This window comes from Staphylococcus caeli (assembly GCF_051413795.1).
In the GTDB taxonomy this organism is placed as follows: Bacteria; Bacillota; Bacilli; order Staphylococcales; family Staphylococcaceae; genus Staphylococcus; species Staphylococcus caeli_A.
Genome location: NZ_JBOIRQ010000015.1, coordinates 24,267 through 44,292 on the forward strand (window position 1 = coordinate 24,267; position 20,026 = coordinate 44,292).

15 protein-coding genes and 1 pseudogene are annotated in these 20,026 nt (G+C 35.3%); 11 read left to right on the plus strand and 5 right to left on the minus strand.

The genetic code is table 11. The annotated features are described in order from the left end of the window. Window positions 1-55: 55 nt before the first annotated feature. Together ACSULM_RS08765 and ACSULM_RS08770 are read left to right on the plus strand one after the other, a co-directional pair. Window positions 56-2,818, plus strand: a complete 2,763-nt coding sequence (locus ACSULM_RS08765; protein WP_436862177.1) for a fibrinogen-binding adhesin SdrG C-terminal domain-containing protein — start codon at window positions 56-58, stop codon at window positions 2,816-2,818. A 142-nt stretch (window positions 2,819-2,960) separates the two neighbouring features. Further along, window positions 2,961-3,496: pseudogene (locus ACSULM_RS08770) on the plus strand (GrpB family protein). A gap of 134 nt (window positions 3,497-3,630) precedes the next feature. Here ACSULM_RS08770 and ACSULM_RS08775 read toward each other — a convergent pair. Next, window positions 3,631-4,203 carry a histidine phosphatase family protein gene (locus tag ACSULM_RS08775; protein WP_436862179.1) on the minus strand — a complete coding sequence of 191 codons (573 nt, stop codon included), beginning with the start codon at window positions 4,201-4,203 and terminating at the stop codon, window positions 3,631-3,633. Between the two features lie 315 nt (window positions 4,204-4,518). Here ACSULM_RS08775 and ACSULM_RS08780 point away from each other — a divergent pair, with 315 nt between their 5' ends. Next, window positions 4,519-5,049: a hypothetical protein gene (locus ACSULM_RS08780; protein WP_436862181.1), complete on the plus strand. Its 531-nt coding sequence runs from the start codon at window positions 4,519-4,521 to the stop codon at window positions 5,047-5,049. A gap of 168 nt (window positions 5,050-5,217) precedes the next feature. Continuing rightward, window positions 5,218-5,955: an alpha/beta hydrolase gene (locus ACSULM_RS08785; protein WP_436862182.1), complete on the plus strand. Its 738-nt coding sequence runs from the start codon at window positions 5,218-5,220 to the stop codon at window positions 5,953-5,955. Window positions 5,956-6,344: 389 nt separating this feature from the next. On the opposite strand, the gene ACSULM_RS08790 is transcribed toward ACSULM_RS08785, so the two are convergent. Both ACSULM_RS08790 and brnQ read right to left on the minus strand, forming a co-directional pair. Then, window positions 6,345-6,716: an iron chaperone gene (locus tag ACSULM_RS08790; RefSeq protein ID WP_436862183.1), complete on the minus strand. Its 372-nt coding sequence runs from the start codon at window positions 6,714-6,716 to the stop codon at window positions 6,345-6,347. Between the two features lie 61 nt (window positions 6,717-6,777). Next, window positions 6,778-8,082 carry a branched-chain amino acid transport system II carrier protein gene (brnQ, locus tag ACSULM_RS08795; RefSeq protein WP_436862185.1) on the minus strand — a complete coding sequence of 435 codons (1,305 nt, stop codon included), beginning with the start codon at window positions 8,080-8,082 and terminating at the stop codon, window positions 6,778-6,780. A gap of 298 nt (window positions 8,083-8,380) precedes the next feature. On the opposite strand from brnQ, the gene ACSULM_RS08800 reads away from it, so the two are divergent. The 4 genes from ACSULM_RS08800 to ACSULM_RS08815 all read left to right on the plus strand — a co-directional run bounded on the left by ACSULM_RS08800 (window position 8,381) and on the right by ACSULM_RS08815 (window position 13,635). Beyond that, complete coding sequence (locus ACSULM_RS08800) at window positions 8,381-9,712, plus strand: sodium-dependent transporter (RefSeq protein ID WP_436862213.1); 1,332 nt, start codon at window positions 8,381-8,383, stop codon at window positions 9,710-9,712. 348 nt (window positions 9,713-10,060) lie between these two features. Next, entirely contained in the window at window positions 10,061-12,307 is a 2,247-nt protein-coding gene (lip, locus tag ACSULM_RS08805; RefSeq protein WP_436862186.1) for a YSIRK-targeted triacylglycerol lipase, read from the plus strand. Window positions 12,308-12,571: 264 nt separating this feature from the next. Continuing rightward, on the plus strand, window positions 12,572-13,006 hold the full coding sequence (locus tag ACSULM_RS08810; RefSeq protein WP_436862187.1) for an NUDIX hydrolase: 435 nt from the start codon (window positions 12,572-12,574) through the stop codon (window positions 13,004-13,006). Window positions 13,007-13,077: 71 nt separating this feature from the next. Then, window positions 13,078-13,635, plus strand: coding sequence for a GNAT family N-acetyltransferase (locus tag ACSULM_RS08815; RefSeq protein ID WP_436862189.1), 558 nt, complete (start codon window positions 13,078-13,080; stop codon window positions 13,633-13,635). 338 nt (window positions 13,636-13,973) lie between these two features. On the opposite strand, the gene ilvD is transcribed toward ACSULM_RS08815, so the two are convergent. After that, the gene (gene ilvD / locus ACSULM_RS08820; protein ID WP_436862191.1) at window positions 13,974-15,668 is read right to left on the minus strand and encodes a dihydroxy-acid dehydratase; all 1,695 of its coding nucleotides are present in this window, start codon (window positions 15,666-15,668) and stop codon (window positions 13,974-13,976) included. Between the two features lie 499 nt (window positions 15,669-16,167). On the opposite strand from ilvD, the gene ACSULM_RS08825 reads away from it, so the two are divergent. Further along, entirely contained in the window at window positions 16,168-17,157 is a 990-nt protein-coding gene (locus tag ACSULM_RS08825) for a LysM peptidoglycan-binding domain-containing protein (protein ID WP_436862215.1), read from the plus strand. Between the two features lie 120 nt (window positions 17,158-17,277). On the opposite strand, the gene ACSULM_RS08830 is transcribed toward ACSULM_RS08825, so the two are convergent. Then, a complete protein-coding gene (locus tag ACSULM_RS08830; RefSeq protein WP_436862193.1) occupies window positions 17,278-17,547 on the minus strand; it encodes a hypothetical protein in 270 nt (89 codons plus the stop codon). Window positions 17,548-17,746: 199 nt separating this feature from the next. Between ACSULM_RS08830 and ACSULM_RS08835 the strand changes: the two genes are divergently transcribed. Together ACSULM_RS08835 and ACSULM_RS08840 are read left to right on the plus strand one after the other, a co-directional pair. After that, window positions 17,747-18,625, plus strand: a complete 879-nt coding sequence (locus ACSULM_RS08835; RefSeq protein ID WP_436862195.1) for a GNAT family N-acetyltransferase — start codon at window positions 17,747-17,749, stop codon at window positions 18,623-18,625. A 108-nt stretch (window positions 18,626-18,733) separates the two neighbouring features. Beyond that, window positions 18,734-19,978, plus strand: a complete 1,245-nt coding sequence (locus ACSULM_RS08840; protein WP_436862196.1) for an ammonium transporter — start codon at window positions 18,734-18,736, stop codon at window positions 19,976-19,978. The last annotated feature ends 48 nt before the right edge of the window (window positions 19,979-20,026 follow it).

Consider the following 20,026-nt stretch of genomic DNA (forward strand, 5'->3'; position numbering starts at 1 on the left):
ACTTTGCTTTTTAAAAATGTATTGTATAATGTTATGTACGTTAAGGAGGGATAATTTGAATAAAAAATACGATTTTATTTCAAACAAGTTAAATAAATATTCGATTCGACGATTTACAGTTGGGACGGCTTCTATCTTAGTAGGGGCAACACTACTCTTTGGATTAGGGAATGAAGCACAAGCGGACGAACTAGAAACATCGGATGCTAAGCAAACATCATCTGAAGAAGAGGAATCGTCAAAAAATGATGATTTAAACAATGACAATAATGAAATTTTAAAAGATGAAAACACTACAACTTCAGAAACAACTCAAAATGAAAACACTGCTCAAAATGCTGATTTAGCAAAGTCAGATGAGCAACCACAAGATGTGTCAGTAGAAAATACTGATAAAACATCAACGCAAGAAACTGAATCATTGAATACACAAAATGAGGCAACTTCAACAGTAGATAAGGATACAGAAAGAACGCCTGAAACTACAACTGAAACTGATGATACGACATCAACAAAAGTAGCTACAGAACAACCTCAAGCTAAAGAAGAAATGGATATCTCATCAAATGAGCAACCATCAGTACCGTCTAATAATGTTGAAAAAGAAAGTGCAAATGTAACAAATTCTGTACAGCCTAAGACAACAACATCATCAAACACAAATACTCCAGAAACAACAAACGAAGTACAACCGACTACAGATAATAATACTGCAGGAACAACAAACAGTAACACTTCAGAAACAATTTCAGAGCAACCGACAGTAAATATTGATGACAAAGCAGTTGCGAACAATGATGCCTCTAATAGTACGCCATTAACAAATCTTAATAATCAAAGTGACAAGGCGGAAGCTACTACTAGAAGTAATAATACATTAAGAAGAAGTGTGCGTGCATTGAGCGCGGAAAGTAGTGTGGCTTCAGGAGAAGATGTATCTAATAAACTGAACTTTAATAGTAAAATTACAGTGGAAAATAATAACAATATTCGTCCAATTAACTCAGAAAGCTATAAATTAAACATTAGTTTTAATACAGCTGAAAAGATTAATTCAGGCGATTATTTTAAAATCAAAGGTTCAGACAACACGATAAGTGATGATTTAAATCATCAAAATTCAGGCGCTCCAAACATTGTAAATGGTAATGGAGATATTGTTGCAACAGGTATTTATGATCCAACTAATAAAACATATACTTATACATTCACTGATTTTGTTAATGGGAAGAACAATATCAGTGGTAATATCAATTTATATCAGTATATCGATAGAGACAAAGTTCGAAATAATTCGACTGAAACAATAAAATATACTGCAGGTGCGCAAACAGTTGAACAAACGGTTAAAGTAATTTACGATAACCCTTATGAGCAGAGAGGCCCAGCGAATATTGGTTCAGCTTTTACGCATTATAACTACGATACAAAAGAATATGAACAAACGATTTATGTTAATCCATTACAAAAATATTCATATAATACGAAAGTATATATACGTGGATACCAAGATAAAAATGGTGACAGTTCAGCTCAAATTAACAATAATACTGAAATAAAAATATATAAAGTAAACAAAGCACAAGGTTTAAACGGTAGTTATTTCAATGACGTAGATCAATTAGAAGATGTTACGGATAAATTCTTGAAGACACCCTACAATAATGCCGCAGGTCTAGATTTTGGTAATTTATATGGAGATTCATACATTATAAAAGTTGTTTCAAAAGAGAATCCAAATGTAGAAAAAGATTTGATTCAATCTGTGGACCTTTATGCAAATGATTACTATGGCAGTCGTTATATGGTAAATTACTATAATTTTATTAAATCTACAGATAGTTCTGCTGATGGAGACGGTGACGAAGGTGATGCGGATGCAGATGCGGATGCTGACTCAGATGCCGATGCAGACGCCGATGCAGACGCCGATGCCGATGCTGACGCCGATGCCGACGCCGATGCTGATGCGGATGCTGACGCCGATGCGGATGCTGACTCAGATGCAGATGCCGACGCCGATGCTGACGCAGACGCCGACGCGGATGCGGATGCTGACGCCGATGCGGATGCTGACGCCGATGCCGATGCCGACGCGGATGCGGATGCGGATGCTGACTCAGATGCAGATGCCGACGCGGATGCGGATGCCGATGCTGACTCAGATGCAGATGCAGATGCCGATGCGGATGCAGATGCCGACGCCGATGCTGACGCCGATGCGGATGCCGATGCAGACGCAGACGCCGATGCGGATGCTGACTCAGATGCAGATGCTGACTCAGATGCCGACGCCGATGCTGACGCCGATGCGGATGCTGATGCCGACGCGGATGCCGATGCGGATGCAGATGCCGACGCAGATGCGGATGCCGACGCCGATGCTGACTCAGATGCCGACGCGGATGCGGATGCCGACGCGGATGCAGATGCCGACGCCGACGCAGATTCAGATGCGGACGCTGACGCAGATTTAGATGCGGATGCCGATGCTGACTCAGATGCCGACGCTGACGCCGATGCGGATGCTGACTCAGATGCAGATGCTGACGCCGATGCGTATGCTGATGCCGACGCGGATGCGGACGCTGACGCCGATGCTGATGCCGACGCAGACGCCGATGCTGATTCAGATGCTCATGCAAATGGAACTCCAAATATTGATGGAGATTCAGGTCACGGATCAGAAGAAGATAAAGAAAAATCACTTCCAGAAGCTGGTAAACAACAAGAAGGTAACGCAACATTATTTGGAACGTTATTTGCAGGCTTAGGTTCGTTGCTTCTATTAAGAAGACGTAAGCAAAATAAAGAATAGAAATAATATTATTATAATAAACGCCCCCTTTGTCCAAAATTGGATATGGGGGTTTTACTTGTTTAATTTTGCTAATATTGTTTATCATTTAAGTATTGAAAATCAGAAAGAGTATTTTAAAAAGAGAGTGGATGTGCAAATGATGAAAATTGAAGTTCAATCGTACCAACCTGAATGGCCAGAACTATTTGAAATAGAGGCGGATAATATTCGTGCTATATTGGGTGAAGAAATCATAGAAGTTCATCACATTGGTAGTACTTCTGTTCCAGGATTAACAGCGAAACCAATTATTGATATATTACCAGTTGTGAAAGATGTTCATGCTATTGATCAATATAATGAAGCGATGGCTAACTTAGGTTACAAATCATTAGGTGAAAATGGGTCAAAGGAAGACGTTTTTTTAAAAAAGGAGAAGATCCTCGTACACATCATGTGCATATTTTTCAAGAAGAGGCACAACATGAAATAGTACGCCATTTGGCAGTGAGAGATTATTTGAAAGCACACGTAAATACTGCACGTGAATATGGCGTATTAAAAGCGAGTTTAGCTCAAAAATTTCCAAATGATATAGAAGGTTACTGTGACGGTAAAGATGCTTATGTGAAGCAATTAGAACGTAATGCTTTGGAGTGGTGTATCCAAAACGAAGAAACTGATTATATATCGTAAAGAGCGAGTCTGGGACATAAATAGATGTTTCAGACTCGTTTTTTCAATTCAGTTAGCTATTACGGGGTGGGACTAAGAAAGCTTTAATAGAAAATTTGATTTCTTTCTCACTCCCGCTTTAATTTTTCGAATAACTATGAAGGTAGGTGTGGTGTTTCGTTGTAATTCAACACTTTAAATTGATTGTTTTCAAGTTTGAGCGTACTGAAACTACCATTTGCTATTTTACTTAGGCTGTTACCTATTGCTCCATTTGAATAATAACGGAATATAGACTTTATAAAAGCACCATGAGATACAATGAGAATGCGCTGATTTGTATACTGTTGTGTTACATCCAAGAGTCCGTTGAGAAAGCGTTGAGTGACAGCTTGATCAGTTTCGCCATCAGGATACACTTTATCTGGATAAAGAGACATACGTTCATCGACAGTTAAACCTTCTGCTGCCCCAAATCCAATTTCGATAAATGTGTCCATTTTGATGAGTGGGATATCTAATTTTTGCTGTACGATTTCTGCAGTTTTATGAGCTCTTGCTAAAGGGCTTGTAATAATTAAATCCCATTTGGAATTTTTCAAAAAGTGAGCGCATGCTTCAGCTTGTTGGATTCCATTGTCATTTAATGCTATATTTGTACGTCCTTGTAGTCTGCCCAAAGTATTCCAGTCGGTCTCTCCGTGTCGAATAAAACAAATTTCAGTCATGGTAAACGCTCCTTTTATAAAACATAGTACTGTTCATTGTCGCATGCTTCTCTTTTATTTTCAAAAAGAAGTATCCATTTTAAATAAATATAAGTGGTTTAATTATTAAATTAAATATACTGCAAGTGATACGCGCTATGTTGAAGATGAGTAATATATTGATTTGATTATTGAAAAATAAATAAGCATAGATTTATGTGAATCGGGTAGACAGGGCAATGAGGAATATTTGAGATTTAAAATTATTTAATTTTTGAATTTTAAATATATAATCATATTTTCCGATTTCACAATATAGAAATGGAGGTTGCAAAGATGATTAATATTATATCTGCCATAGGTTCCATAGGGACATTTGTGATGGCATTATTTTATTTTGTTTCGGTAAGTATACAGTTATACCAAATGAAAATAGGTTTCTTGCCAGCGCTGGATTTTAATCAAATATTGATTAAGCGTAACAATGATGAACTACAATTGAAAAATGTCGGTATTGATAGTGATTCAGAACAAGACTACTTAAAGTTATACAATTTAGGTGGTGGATCGGCTAAAAATATAAAAATTGAAATATACATTGGTAATCAGAATGTGTTACAAGAAAAATATATCAATATTTTACCGAGTAATGAAGGCTACTTGTTGCCAATTAATAGAGATGTTTTTAGCGAAATTGAAAAGACAATCAAGAATAATGGCTATCAATCAGATTTAAATGTGAAAATATCATATAAGCACAACGTAAGTAGAAAGACGCAAGTACTTTATTTAAACGGTATTATTGACAGTTTCAATGTTTATAATGATGAATCTATTTATGAATTGCAGTTCTTTAGTCAAAAATAATCATATTTTCCGATTTTTATTTCAATATACTTTCTTAGTTAGGACGATAAATGTGAATCTAGCTAAGAGAGTTTTTTAGTGGGAAATTATTCTAGAATCAATATTTTGTAGCGTGAATGATTTTCTATTACAATAAATAGCGGATAATAAATAATGGAGTGACTGATGATGATAAATGTAAAAGCACCGAATCCGATATTTTTAGAGCATGAACATGCAGAAAAAGCTATATTATTACTGCATTCATTTACTGGAACTGTGCGAGATGTGAAATTATTGGCAACTAAGTTAAATAAAGCTGGATTTACATGTTATGTGCCGGCATATAAAGGGCATGGACTCATGCTTGATGAATTAATGTCTTATGATGTTGATGACTGGTTAGCTGATGCGACAGCAGGTTATCAATTCTTAAAAGATAAAGGATATTCCGATATCAGTGTTTGTGGTGTTTCTTTAGGGGGCATTTTATCGCTGAAATTAGCTGAGACTAAGCATGTAAATTCAGTCGCCATTATGTCTACACCTTATCGAAAAAGCGATGCAGGTCTTGCAGGTAGACTTAAAGATTATGGGGAACGCATGGGAAGCTTAATCGGATTAGCGCAGTCAGATGTGGTGGCACAACTTGAGAAAATAAAAAATTATAGTACTGAACTCGATAAATTCCAATTATTAGTAGATAATGTTATGTCTCAACTTGAACAAATTACGGCACCTATTGCTGTGAAATTTGGAAAACAGGATGACGCATCTTATGAAACGAGTGCGCACTATATCTTCGACCATATTCAACATGATGACAAAGACATTAAAGGTTACGACCAGTCTAAACATTTGATGACGCATGGTGCAGGTCATGAAGAAGTTGAACAAGATATTATTGCATTTTTTGAAGATTATTAACGACATTATCAGCCAAAGATAATATGGAATGGAGCAGATAGTAAAAATAAAATCACAAAAACGAAAGTGGGATACACTAGATAAAGTTTTTTTAGTCACTTCGTTGGTATTACTCATTGTGAATGTATTTTTTATTTTTAATATAGTAGAAGTGCATAATGGTGTTTCGACGCTTGTATTATCCGCAACAATGTTAGTACTAGGTTTTGTTACTTTTAATAAGCAGTCTAATAAAATTGGGTACATGTATTTTGTGTTCGCAATTATATTTTTAATAGCGAGTATAATTGCATTTATTTACAAATAGATATAATAAAAAACTTTCGCTCATCTATGTTAAAGGTGAACGAAAGTTTTTTATTTGCGAAATATAGACTAATTAAGTTGTTTTAAGTACGCCAGAACGTTGTGCATTCTGATTTATCTTCAATATTATACTGAATAATGGCTTCTAATAGAGAAAAATCTATCTCTTGAGTCCATTTTACTCGAAATAAATTGTTAGTTTGTGAATAGCCAGCAGCTTCAATTTGTGATGTGAATTGATTTAATGCTTTCGCTTCAGGTGCTACTGAAAAATGTGCTTTCGCTTTGCTAAAAGCAATGATGAACGTGCCATGATCGGTGAACATCGGTTGATTCCACTTTACTGTTGTTTCAAGGTTTGGAAAAGTTTTTGCCACCCAATTTAGTAGAGACTCCATTTTTTCTTTATGTGTTTCATTATCGATTGAATCCAGAAATGATTTAAAAGCTTCCATATAATAACCCCATTCTTTGAAAAAGTTTCTGTTTCTTATAACTATCATAGCAAATTAAACATTAGTTTGTGTGTATGGTTTTATTTTCCAGGAAATAATCAATGATTAAGCCAACAATCAGTAAAATAATGAACGGAACAATCCAGCTCAATTGAATATCAGCTAATGGCAATGTTTGATATAAAGCAGTTAATGGTTGGAACAACTTAAAGTCATTAAATATTTGTAATACCGAAATAATCAGTGTCACGATAGTCGGTAATATAAATGCAAGTTTCATTTCAAACGGTATAAAGATACTAACTAACGAAATGAGTACGAGCACGATAGATGTAGGATAAATGAATGTTAGTAAGGGTACTGCTATTTGTAAAATAAGTTCTAAGCCTAACGTTGAAACTATGAACCCTAATAATGAGAAAAGTAGAACGAATTTTTTGTAAGAAATACGTGGTAACTTTTTCATTGCAAAGGCAGCACAAGCGTTAACTAAGCCAATGCAAGTTGTTAAACAAGCAAGGATAACGATAATACCAAATAACAAGTTTCCAATAGAACCAAATACGCGTAAAGAATTAAACGTTAAGATAGCTGTGCCATCTTTGAATCCTGCGTGGCTTGTCGTTGCACCGACATAAGCAAGTGCAAAATAGATGATTAATAATAACACTGCAGAAATTAATCCGGATTTAATTACGTTTTTCACAAGTGTTTGTTGGTCGTTAACCCCGTTCATTTTAAACATTTGTACGATAACGACAGAGAATGCTAAAGCAGCTACTAAATCCATTGTAAAATAGCCTTCTAAGATACCTGATACGAGTGGGGTCTTAGCGTATTCACCGGTTGCTTGGCCAATCGAGCCTTCCGGATTTATAATCACTAATATACATAGGACGGCGATGATAATGATGAGTATCGGCGTTAAATATTTTCCTAAATTGTCTATAATTCGATTTGGATATAAAGCGATAAGATAAACAATCAAGAAAAAGATTAGTGAAAAAATAATTAGAGTGAAATGATTATGTACCGGTAAGATATGGTTTGTACCTATTTCATAGGCAACATTAGCTGCACGTGGAATACCATATAAAGCACCAATTGATAGATAGATACAAATAGCGAAAATAGTACCGAAGATAGGATGTACTTTTTTACCGATGCTTTCAACACCGCCGTTCATATAGGCGACGACAATTACAGTTAGATATGGTAATAAAATACCAGTTATTGCAAAGCCAGTCATTGAAACCCACATATTTTCTTTAGCTGTATAACCTAACATAGGTGGAAATATTAAATTTCCCGCCCCAAAGAAAAATGAAAATAACATTAGACCAGAAATTAGTATGAGTTTATTCATTTTTATTTACCTCAATTTTAAGGAGATTGTCTTGTACAAAACACATTCTACTTTAACATAAAAGTAATGGATATTCAATGAAATGTCAGACAATTTTTAATATTTGAAGTATTAAATGGATGAAAAGTCATTAAAAATTCAAAGTCTGCCAAGTACTGTGGAAGGCTACTATAGCAGTGTATAAGTGTAATAATATGAAAAAATTGATTGAGACCTGTGCAGAAAAATGTTATAGTAGGTGCTATGTTACTAAAACGCTTTAACGTAATAAAGTTGTTTGATATATAAAGGATGTAGAATAATGCATAAACAATCACAATGGAAATCATCAACAGGGTTTATTTTAGCAAGTGCGGGCTCCGCAATCGGACTTGGAGCTATGTGGAAATTCCCTTATATGGCGGGTGTTAACGGCGGTGGCGCATTCTTGTTAATGTTCCTCGTATTTACGATATTTGTGGGTTTACCACTATTAATTATGGAATTTACAGTTGGGAAAATGGGCAGAACCTATACAACAAAGATTTATGAGAAGTTAACTCAGAAGAAATGGCTAAATATTATCGGGTGGAACGGTAACTTGGCCGTCTTTATATTATTCGGCTTTTACAGTGTTATCGGTGGCTGGATAATTATTTATATTTTTAACGTTGCTTTACAAATAGTAACTTTTAGCAGTGATAAATTAAGTGCGATCCAATTTGAAACGATTATTGGTAACCCGTGGCTTACCATCGTTGGACAAGGTGTGTTCATATTATTAACAATGGTGATTGTCATGATGGGTGTAGAAAAAGGTTTGGAAAAAGCGTCGAAATTTATGATGCCATTGCTGTTCATTTTTCTAATTATCATTGTTATTAAGTCATTATCATTGGATGGCGCTTATGAAGGATTAAAATATATCTTGCAACCAAGATTAGAAGATATATCCATGGAAGGTGTGTTATTTGCCCTCGGTCAGTCATTCTTTACATTGTCTTTAGGAACAACAGGGATGATAACGTATGCGAGTTATGCGTCTAAGGAAATGACTATTAAAACTTCAGCAGTGTCTATTGTGGCAATGAATATTTTAGTGTCAGTATTAGCTGGTTTAGCCATATTTCCTGCGATTGCTGCGTTTGGTTATAAACCAACCGAAGGACCTGGTTTGCTGTTCAAAGTGTTACCACAAGTTTTTGATCAAATGGCGATGGGACAAGGGTTTTATCTTATCTTTTTAATACTGTTTTTATTTGCGGCACTTACATCATCGATTTCGTTACTCGAGTTAAATGTTTCCAATTTTACTAAAAACGACAATGCGAAGCGTAAACCAATTGCATTTTATGCGAGTGTACTAGTCTTTATTATTAGTATACCGGCAACATTATCATTCAGTAGTTTGAGTGGTGTTCAATTTGCAGCCGGTACTATTTTTGATAATATGGATTTTCTTGTGTCAAATATATTAATGCCGTTAGGTGCACTGGGGACGACCTTAGTGGTAGGACAATTATTAGACAAGAATGATTTAAAGGCACATTTTGGTAAAGATAAGTTTAAATTATTTATGCCTTGGTACTATCTTGTGAAATTCGTATTACCTGTCGTTATTATACTAATTTTTATTGTTCAATTTATTTAATAATACTCGTCGTATATAGCGGCGAGTATTATTTATTGCACAAAATTAAATTGCGTTTGATTGTTGACATGGCAGTAGTTATTTAGTAAAATCTAATTAAATTATTTATTAAAAGATTTTAAATTTTAGAAGACGAAAGTACTTTTTATATTTGGGTTTAATCTTTTGATAAATAAAAATTTTCCGAGGAAATGTAAGCGTTTTCTTAAACAGAGGAGGTTGTGTCGTATGAAAGCTTTAATTGGTAAGTTTTTTGAATTGATACCACGTTTTTTCGTAAATCTTTTCATCTAATTATTTTTTAAAATTTGATGTGTAAAAAAATCATAAAACTAGAGGTGTTGAAATATGGAAAAGAAACAAAATAAGTACAGCATACGTAAATTTACTTTCGGCGCTTCTTCAATTCTAATCGGTTCATTACTATTTTTAGGTGCAGGATCAGCACAAGCAGCAGAAGAAAGTAATACTCAAGAGGCAGCAACACAACAATTGAATGGGAATCAATTGGGGGATAATCAAAAAGAAAATTTAGGGAATGAACAAGCAACACCGGTTAAAAATGATAATACACAGACAAATGGTGAGGAAAATGCGACAAATGCAAGCTTACATAACGAACAATCAGTTAAATCTCAAACGAATGTCAGCGCTATTGAGGTAGACCCAGGCTATAATGAGAAAGACAAAGCGCAAAAAGCAGAAATAGATCCAGGCTATAATGCGAAAGACAAAGCGCAAAAAGCAGAAATAGACCCAGGCTATAATGAGAAAGATAAAGCGCAAAAAGCAGAAATAGACCCAGGTTATAACGCGAAAGACAAAGCGCAAAAAGTAGAGGTAGACCCAGGTTATAATGAGAAAGATAAAGCGCAAAAAGCAGAAATAGACCCAGGTTATAATGCGAAAGATAAAGCGCAAAAAACAGAGGTAGACCCAGGTTATAATGAGAAAGACAAAGCGCAAAAAACAGAGGTAGACCCAGGTTATAATGCGAAAGATAAAGCGCAAAAAGCAGAAATAGACCCAGGTTATAATGCGAAAGACAAAGCGCAAAAAACAGAGGTAGACCCAGGTTATAACGCGAAAGACAAAGCGCAAAAAGCAGAGGTAGACCCAGAATATAACGCGAAAGACAAAGCACAAAAAGCAGAGGTAGACCCAGAATATAACGCGAAAGATAAAGTACAAAAAGCAGAGGTAGATCCAGAGTATAATCAAGCAGCACAAAATAAATTGACTGAAGAAAAACAAGATAAAACAACTGTCTCATTGGATAAACTTAAAAATGAGACTGTAGATACAAACTCCAAAACAGATAAAGAGCGTAAACAAAACCCTGAAAAAACACTTAAAACGCTAAAAGAAAATGCAGTTGCAACACCAAATCAACAAACAAAGCAAACGGCAGAAAGAACAGCTGATCAGCCAAATAAAAAGGCCAAACAAAGCCAATATAAAAATCAGGACCCAATTATTTTAGTGCATGGTTTTAACGGATTTACAGATGATAACAACCCAGCAGTGCTCTCCCACTATTGGGGTGGCGATAAGCTAGATATCCGCCAAGATTTAGAAAGTAATGGTTACGAAGCTTATGAAGCAAGTATCGGTGCATTAAGTAGTAACTATGACCGTGCGGTAGAGCTATATTACTACATAAAAGGTGGAAGAGTAGATTACGGTGCAGCCCATGCTGCTAAAACTGGACATGATCGATATGGTAAGACATATGAAGGTGTTTATAAAGATTGGCAACCAGGTCAAAAAGTACATCTAGTGGCTCATAGTATGGGTGGACAAACAGTTAGACAGCTAGAAGAATTATTGCGTAATGGTAATAAAGAAGAAATAGAATATCAAAAAGCACATGGTGGCGAAATTTCACCACTATACCAAGGTAAAAGTGATAATATGATTAATTCTATTACTACATTGGGCACGCCACATAATGGCACGATTGCTGCTGATAAACTTGGTAATGAAGCACTAGTAAGACAATTAGCATTTGATTATGCTAAGTTCAAAGGTAACAAAAACTCTAAAATAGATTTTGGTTTTGGACAATGGGGGCTTAAACAAAGAGAAGGCGAATCATATGCAAAATATGTGCAACGTGTTCAAAATAGTAAAATATGGAAGTCACAAGATAACGGTTTCTATGACTTAACACGTGAAGGCGCGACTAAATTGAATAAAAACACATCATTGAATCCTAATATCGTTTATAAAACGTATACTGGTGAGTCTACGAGACCGACATTATTAGGTAGACAAAAATCAGACATCAACATGTTTTTACCATTCACTGTAACAGGAAACGTGATTGGTAAAGCGGCAGAAAAAGAGTGGCGTGAAAACGATGGTTTGATTTCAACAATTTCAGCACAACATCCGTTTAATCAGGCCTATACTGAAGCTACAGATCAAGTGCAAAAAGGTATCTGGCAAGTGACGCCAATTAGACATGGTTGGGATCACGTAGATTTTGTTGGACAAGATGCTACAGATTCAAATCATCCAACTGAAGAACTGCAACAATTTTGGCATGGTATTGCTGAAGATTTAGTACGTAATGAACAATTTGATAAGTAATTTAAGTAAAAGATATATATGAAGGAGGTTACTATTATGACTGGAGATTTCTTTGATTTATTAGGATCATTTTTCAGAGTGATTAAATCACTATTTTTCTAAATCTACAATAATTTTATATTGTAAAAGCGTTAGTCTATCAATTGAAGATATTTACATGAACGGGAACTTGAAATCAAAATTTTGATTTAGTTCCCGTTTTTTTTATAAGTAAATGTATGAAGTTAACATTTAGGGAATAAATTATTAATAAGGAAGATAAATATGAATAAAGAACGATTTAAATGTGTAACGGCAGTACATATTTTTTTAATAAAGGATAATCATATCTTATTACTTCGAAGATATGATACGGGATATGAGGATGGGAATTATAGCGTATTAGCTGGCCATCTAGAAGGTAATGAAAGTGTCTTAGAAGCTGCTCAGAGAGAATCCTTAGAAGAAGGGGGCGTGAACATTCCATTTGATAGTTTGAATTTTGTTGGTGTTATGCATAGGAAATCTAATGATGAAAGAATAGATTTTTTCTTTGAAGCTACTGAATGGCTAGGAAACGTTGTTAATATGGAACCAAATAAGTGTGATGAGTTAAGATGGTTTCCTCTTGATGCATTGCCTTTAAATGTTATTCCATATGTAAAAAGAGCTATTGATAACTATAAAGAAAATATTTATTTTGATACCCAGGGTTTTTAAGTGAATATTGTAAAATTAAATACTACTATAGATTTTATATAAACTAAATATAACAAGCTAGAGGTGGACATATGATTCAATTTTCAAAAGGTGAATTAGTTGTGCTAACAGAGTCACTTATTAATAAAATCTACTATTGGAAGTATGAAGAGCCAGTACAAGCTGCTAAAAAATGGAATGGACCCTATATCAAAGAGCCTGAAATGGATAAGCCAACATTTTTGCAAGAAATGAAACAAAATCGGTTTATATATCCAAATGTTGAAGGGACATTGGCAATTATCATAGATGGGCAGTTCATCGGTACAGTTGGTTCATATTGGGTAGATAAGCAAACAAATTGGCTAGAAATTGGTATTGTTATTTACGACAGTGATTATTGGGAAAGTGGCATTGGTAGTGAAGTGTTTCAATGTTGGATAGATTACTTATTTGATAATAACTTTATTCATAGGTTAGGTATTTCTACATGGTCTGGAAATGTGAGGATGATTAAGTTAGCGTCAAAAGTTGGTATGCAAGAAGAAGCAAGAATTAGACAAGCGCGTCAAGTAAATGGTCACTATTTCGATGCAATTAAGATGGGGATATTAAAAAGTGAGTGGTTAAATAATCGAAGCAAAAAATAGGACCTGATATACAAGATATCAAGTCCTCAAATAATTATTAGAAATTATTTTTTGAATAAACCGATGATTTTTTTGATGATATCGATGATTACGCTCATGTCATTCACCTCGCTTTGTTTTGTTACCTTCACTTTAATATAATTGTACTCAATTGTGTTTGATAATTCTTAAGTCGTTAAAAACTGTTCGTAACTGGTTAAAAATTATAAAACAAGACAATTTAGCATTCAAAAGTGTCTAGAATGCTATTATTTTTGTATTTTAAAAAGCATGATGACAAATTACGCATTTCACGTATCTGACATCATGCTTCTTAAACTTGCTATTTTTTTAAGTTATTAATCAGTTATGGCACCTTTGGCAGCGGATGACACCAGCTTTGCATATTTTGCTAATGTGCCACGTGTAGCTTTTAATGGTGGTGCTTCCCATTGTTGGCGACGACGTTCAAGTTCTGCATCGTCAACATCTACATTAATTTCGAGTGCGTGAGCGTCAATCTTAATCATGTCATTTTCTTTTAATAGAGCCATTGGACCGCCTGTTTGTGCTTCTGGCGCGGCATGGCCGATTACGAGGCCGTGTGAACCTCCAGAGAAACGACCATCAGTAAGAAGGGCGACAGATTCGCCCAATCCTTTGCCGACTAGGATAGATGAAGAAGATAACATTTCCGGCATACCTGGTGCCCCTTTAGGACCAGCATAACGAATGACAACGACATCTCCTGGTTTGATAGAATCATTTAAAATAGCAGCAGTAGCTTGGGATTCGGAATCAAAGACACGTGCCGGTCCATGAATGTAGGTAACACTAAGACCTGAAATTTTTGCAACAGCACCTTCAGGAGCAAGGTTTCCTTTTAAAATAACCAATGGACCAGTTTCATGCTTTGGATTGTCAAAATCTATAATAGTTTTATTATCAGTTAAATCTGGCTGGTCAGCGAGATTTTCAGCAACGGTTTGTCCTGTAACAGTTAAGCAGTCACCGTGAATCAAACCTTTGTCATGTAATAATTTCATTACGGCTGGGATACCGCCAACTTCATCAAGGTGCGCCATTACATACTTACCACTTGGTCTTAAATCTGCAATATGTGGCACACGTTTACGAATTTTTTCAAAATCATCTAACGTTAAATCTACATCAATGGTATGTGCAATAGCGAGCAGATGTAAAATGGCATTCGTTGAACCACCCAATGCCATCACTACTGTTATCGCATTTTCAAATGCTTCTTTGGTCATAATATCTTTTGGATAGATGCCTTGTTCTAAAAGTTTATAAACTGCTTTGCCGGCAGCACGACTGTCTTTGGATTTGTTTGTAGAAACTGCTGGATGTGAAGCACTTCCTGGAAGACTCATCCCCATCGCTTCGATAGCTGAAGACATTGTATTCGCAGTAAACATACCTCCACAAGCACCAGCACCTGGACAAGCAGCACATTCAACTTTATGTAAGGCCGCTTTATCTATTTCGCCATTATTATATTGTCCGACACCTTCAAATGCAGATACTGCATCGAGATCTTTGCCATCTAATTTCCCGGGCAATATAGTACCTCCATAAACAAAAACTGCTGGCAGATTCAAACGCGCGATACCAATCATACATCCAGGCATGTTTTTATCGCAACCACCTATAGCTACAAGTGCATCTAAATTTTCAGCACTGACGACAGATTCAATAGAATCTGCGATAATTTCACGACTAGGTAATGAGAAACGCATACCATCTGTCCCCATAGATATACCGTCTGAAACGGTAATTGTATTAAAAATGAGCGGCGAACCACCAGCTTCGCTAATACCTTGTTTAGAAGCGCGTGCTAGGCCGTCTATGTGCATATTACATGGTGTGACTTCACTCCAAGTACTTGCGACGCCAATCATTGGTTCTTGGAAGTCTTCATCTTCAAATCCTAACGCTCGTAAGTAAGCACGATTAGGTGTACGACTCACACCTTCACTAATAACTTTACTGCGGATGCGTAAGTCTTTTTCGTTTGTATGATCTTGTTTTGTCAAAAAAATACCCCCGTAGTTATATATATTTGAAAAATCTGAAAATTAAACGTGTCGCATACTATAAATGACTACACATTTTCTATAAATTATATGTGCTCATTTATAAAAGTATATATGTACAGTCTTACCCTTTTTAATGATATCTAATTAAAGTGATTATGAATTAAATGTAAATATATATTGTACAAAAAGGGGTGTGTCCATAGCTGTATTGTGGAATTTGAAACTAGTCATTTGTTCAAGGAATTAATTTTGAAATGGGACATTGTAATGCTTTAAATATGATAAAATTAAGCTCGTAAGCGATTTTAACAGAATGTAATAGTTTAGAAAGATTTATCAATTTTGTAACATAATATCGAATTAAGCGAATTGTTCTCGTTTGTAATAAGAATGTCATATAAATAATACACTAAAGTAGAATTATAAGTAGTATAATGAAATGGTGAATATAAAGGAAGTACGTAAAATAGATATAAATATGGGAGGTTTACATACATTGCGTAAAAAAATCATTGCAACAGTAATTGGGACAAGTGCTTTAGCAGCAATTTCTACAGCGAACGCAGATGCCGCTACTACATATAAAGTTAAAAGCGGAGATTCACTATGGTCAATAGCGAATAAATATAATATTTCAGTGGCTAAATTAAAGTCACTTAACAACCTAACGTCAAACGTCATTTTCCCGAATCAAACACTAAAAGTTTCGGGTTCAACGGGTACAACAAGTTCAAATACTTCTACAAGTACTAGTACAACAACATATACAGTTAAATCTGGTGACTCATTGTCAGCTATCGCAGCAAAATATGGGACAACATATCAAAAGATCATGAGTTTAAATGGATTAACAAATTTTAATATTTATCCAGGTCAAAAATTAAAAGTATCTGGTACGGCTGCTTCAACAAGTACAAATACTTCTACAAGCACAAGTACTAGTACAACAACATATACGGTTAAATCTGGTGACTCATTATCAGCTATCGCAGCAAAATATGGGACAACATACCAAAAAATCATGAGTTTAAATGGATTAACGAATTTTAATATTTATCCAGGCCAAAAGTTAAAAGTATCTGGCAAAGCAACAACTGGTGGTTCGGGTTCAGCGAGTACTTCGACGAATACAGGTTATAGAACACCGATTTTCAATCATTCTAATTTATACGATTGGGGTCAATGTACTTGGCATGTATTTAACAAACGTGCACAAATCGGTAAAGGTATCAGCACTTATTGGTGGAATGCCAACAGTTGGGATACAGGCGCAGCAGCAGATGGTTATACAATTGATCACAATCCAACAGTTGGTTCGATTTTACAATCTGACCTTGGATACTATGGTCATGTTGCATACGTGGAATCTGTAAATTCTAATGGAACGATTACTGTTTCTGAAATGAACTATAGCGCTTCACCAGGTGTGGTAACGTACAGAACGATTTCTGCATCAGAAGCACGTTCATATAAATATATTCATTAATAGTCGAAAATAAAAAGACTTGCAATGCGGTTTGAAATAAAAAACCGTCATGCAAGTCTTTTTTATGTGTCGTATTCATATAGTTCGCACTGAAATTACAGAATCATATATTGTGTTAAATTATGCTTCTTTGCGAATTGATTTTAAGCGTCTCACAGTTGAGAAAAGTGTCGTTGCTAAAGTGAAAGTTGAAAATACTTTTGCAAATTTACGTGGTGATTTTAATGCTGTATAGAAGTCGAGAACCGCGCCGACACTTGTAATTGCAATACTAGCATAAATTAGTTTTTTGTTTTTCGATTGATATGCATACCAATTAAACCCTTCAACTGCGATGCCTACAAAGTTAATCGTATTCGACAAGCGATTTATTTTTGTTTTTTTAGCCATTTATGTAGCCTCCCATTTTTATAATAAGTATTGTTGAATCTAATTATAACATTTGTCATATTATCTCTGAGATGTCTTTATAAATGATTGTTATCACTAGTGTGTGTGAATAATAAATTATGATAACATAAGCGTGATACATACAAAAATAGTTTGCAGAATGAAATGAAGTACATGTGAATGATTAGGGGGAAAAACTATGATTAACTGCGTGTGTCTCGTAGTGGAACGACAGGATAAGTTATTGCTCGTACAAGCAAGAAATAGACAGAAATATTATTTTCCTGGTGGCAAGATAGATGATGGAGAAAGATATACAGAAGCATTGCGTAGGGAAATTAGAGAGGAATTACAGGTAGATATACCAGAAGATAAATTTGTCTATATTGATACAGTTATTGGAGATGCTTACCCGCAAAAAAATATGCAAACACAATTAAATTGCTATTATACAACAGCAGAAATCGATTGGAATCATATAGAAGCTAATCAAGAGATTACAGATATCCAGTGGATTGATAAGAAAGAGCAAGACAAGATTGCACCTGCAGTATTAACGTGGATAGCATGCCAATCACACTTGAATGATACAGTCGCATCTACAACAAAGATTCAACTATTACCTTACAATGAACATTTAAAAGAAGCGATAGCATGTATAAATATTACTGAAGCGGATCGGAAATTCACAAAAACACCCGTTGAGAATATTCAATTAGCGAAACAGGATTTAGAACGTCATCCGACACTTGTATTTGACGATGCATCGCGCTGTGTTGGATTCTTTACATTGCACGAAGGAAGTGGTGTGTCTCCTTTTTCCAATAATAGTAATGCTATATTTTTTAGGTCATTTAGTATCGATGCTGATAGTAGAGGTAAGGGGTTTGGTAAACAAGTCATTCAAGCACTGCCTGATTATATTAAACAGCACTTTAGTCATATTGATGAAATTGTATTAACGGTCAATACGGATAATAAGATAGCGCATCAACTTTATCAACAATGTCATTATGAAAATATTGGAGAAACGATATTAGAAGATAGACCGGTATATATACTAAGTTATAAAATTTAATTTATCCCACTAATACGTTAGAAAAGTTTACATAAAGTGTTAATTTACATGACGTATTTTTGCAATTCACAACAAACGACGCTATGCTCCCATACAAGGAGTGATTGTATGAATATGAATGATACATTATTTTTATTTCTTTGCACGCTATTAGTGTGGTTAATGACACCAGGCTTAAGTTTATTCTATGGTGGTTTGGTTCAGTCTAAAAATGTCTTGAACACTGTGATGCAGAGCATGTCGGCAATTGTTATTGTTACGTTTGCATGGATTTTATTGGGGTTTAGCTTTAGTTTTGGTGCTGGTAATTTTATTTTCGGAGATTTTAGTTATATTGGTTTGTCACACGTAGGGTTTGAAACACAGTCAGGACTTGCGGAACATATACCTTTTGCATTGTTTATGTTGTTTCAACTCATGTTTTGTACGATTGCAGTTTCAATTCTATCTGGATCGATAGCAGAGAAAATGAAGTTCATTCCATATTTAATTTTTGTGTTTTTATGGGTTGTTTGTGTATACAGTCCGGTGGCGCATTGGGTTTGGGGCGGTGGCTGGATTGATGCACTAGGTGCCATTGATTACGCTGGTGGTACAGTTGTACATATCACTTCTGGTATATCCGGATTAGTCTTAGCTGTAATGATTGGTGCGGGCAAAGACTTTGATAAACGACCGCCACATAATCTCATTATTACATTGATTGGTGGCATCTTAGTTTGGGTAGGATGGTATGGTTTTAATGTAGGAAGTGCACTCACATTTAATGAGATAGCAATGGTATCGTTTGTTAATACCGTGTTGGCATCTAGCGCAGGTGCACTCGGTTGGTTGACTATTGAATATTTTATGAAAAAAACAACAAGCTTTATTGGTATGTTATCTGGTGTGCTTGCGGGATTAGTTGCAATTACACCAGCAGCAGGATTTGTAGGCTATACAAGCGCAATAGTGATTGCATTTATTGGTGGTGTAGGTTGTTATATTGCCATTAATTACATTAAAGTGAAATTACAATACAATGATGCATTAGATGCATTTGGAATCCATGGTGTTGGAGGTATTGTCGGAGCATTGTTGACTGGCATTTTTCAGTCGCATCAGGTGAATGGAGATATTGTTAATGGTTTGTTATTCGGTGGTGGTGTCCAACCGTTGATTAATCAGCTGATTGCAGTGGTAATTACGATTGTTTTTAGTGGTTTAATGACCTTTGTCATTGCTAAAGTGATTGGTATATTTAGTAAATTAGAAACAGATGAAGTAGAGGATGCACAAGGGTTAGATTATGTTGTACATGGAGAACGTGCTTATTTTAATGAAGAATTAAACAAATTAAATAAGCGCAAATAAGTAATAGATGTTAAAAATGCTTATGTGGAAGAGGGTGTTTACTACGTT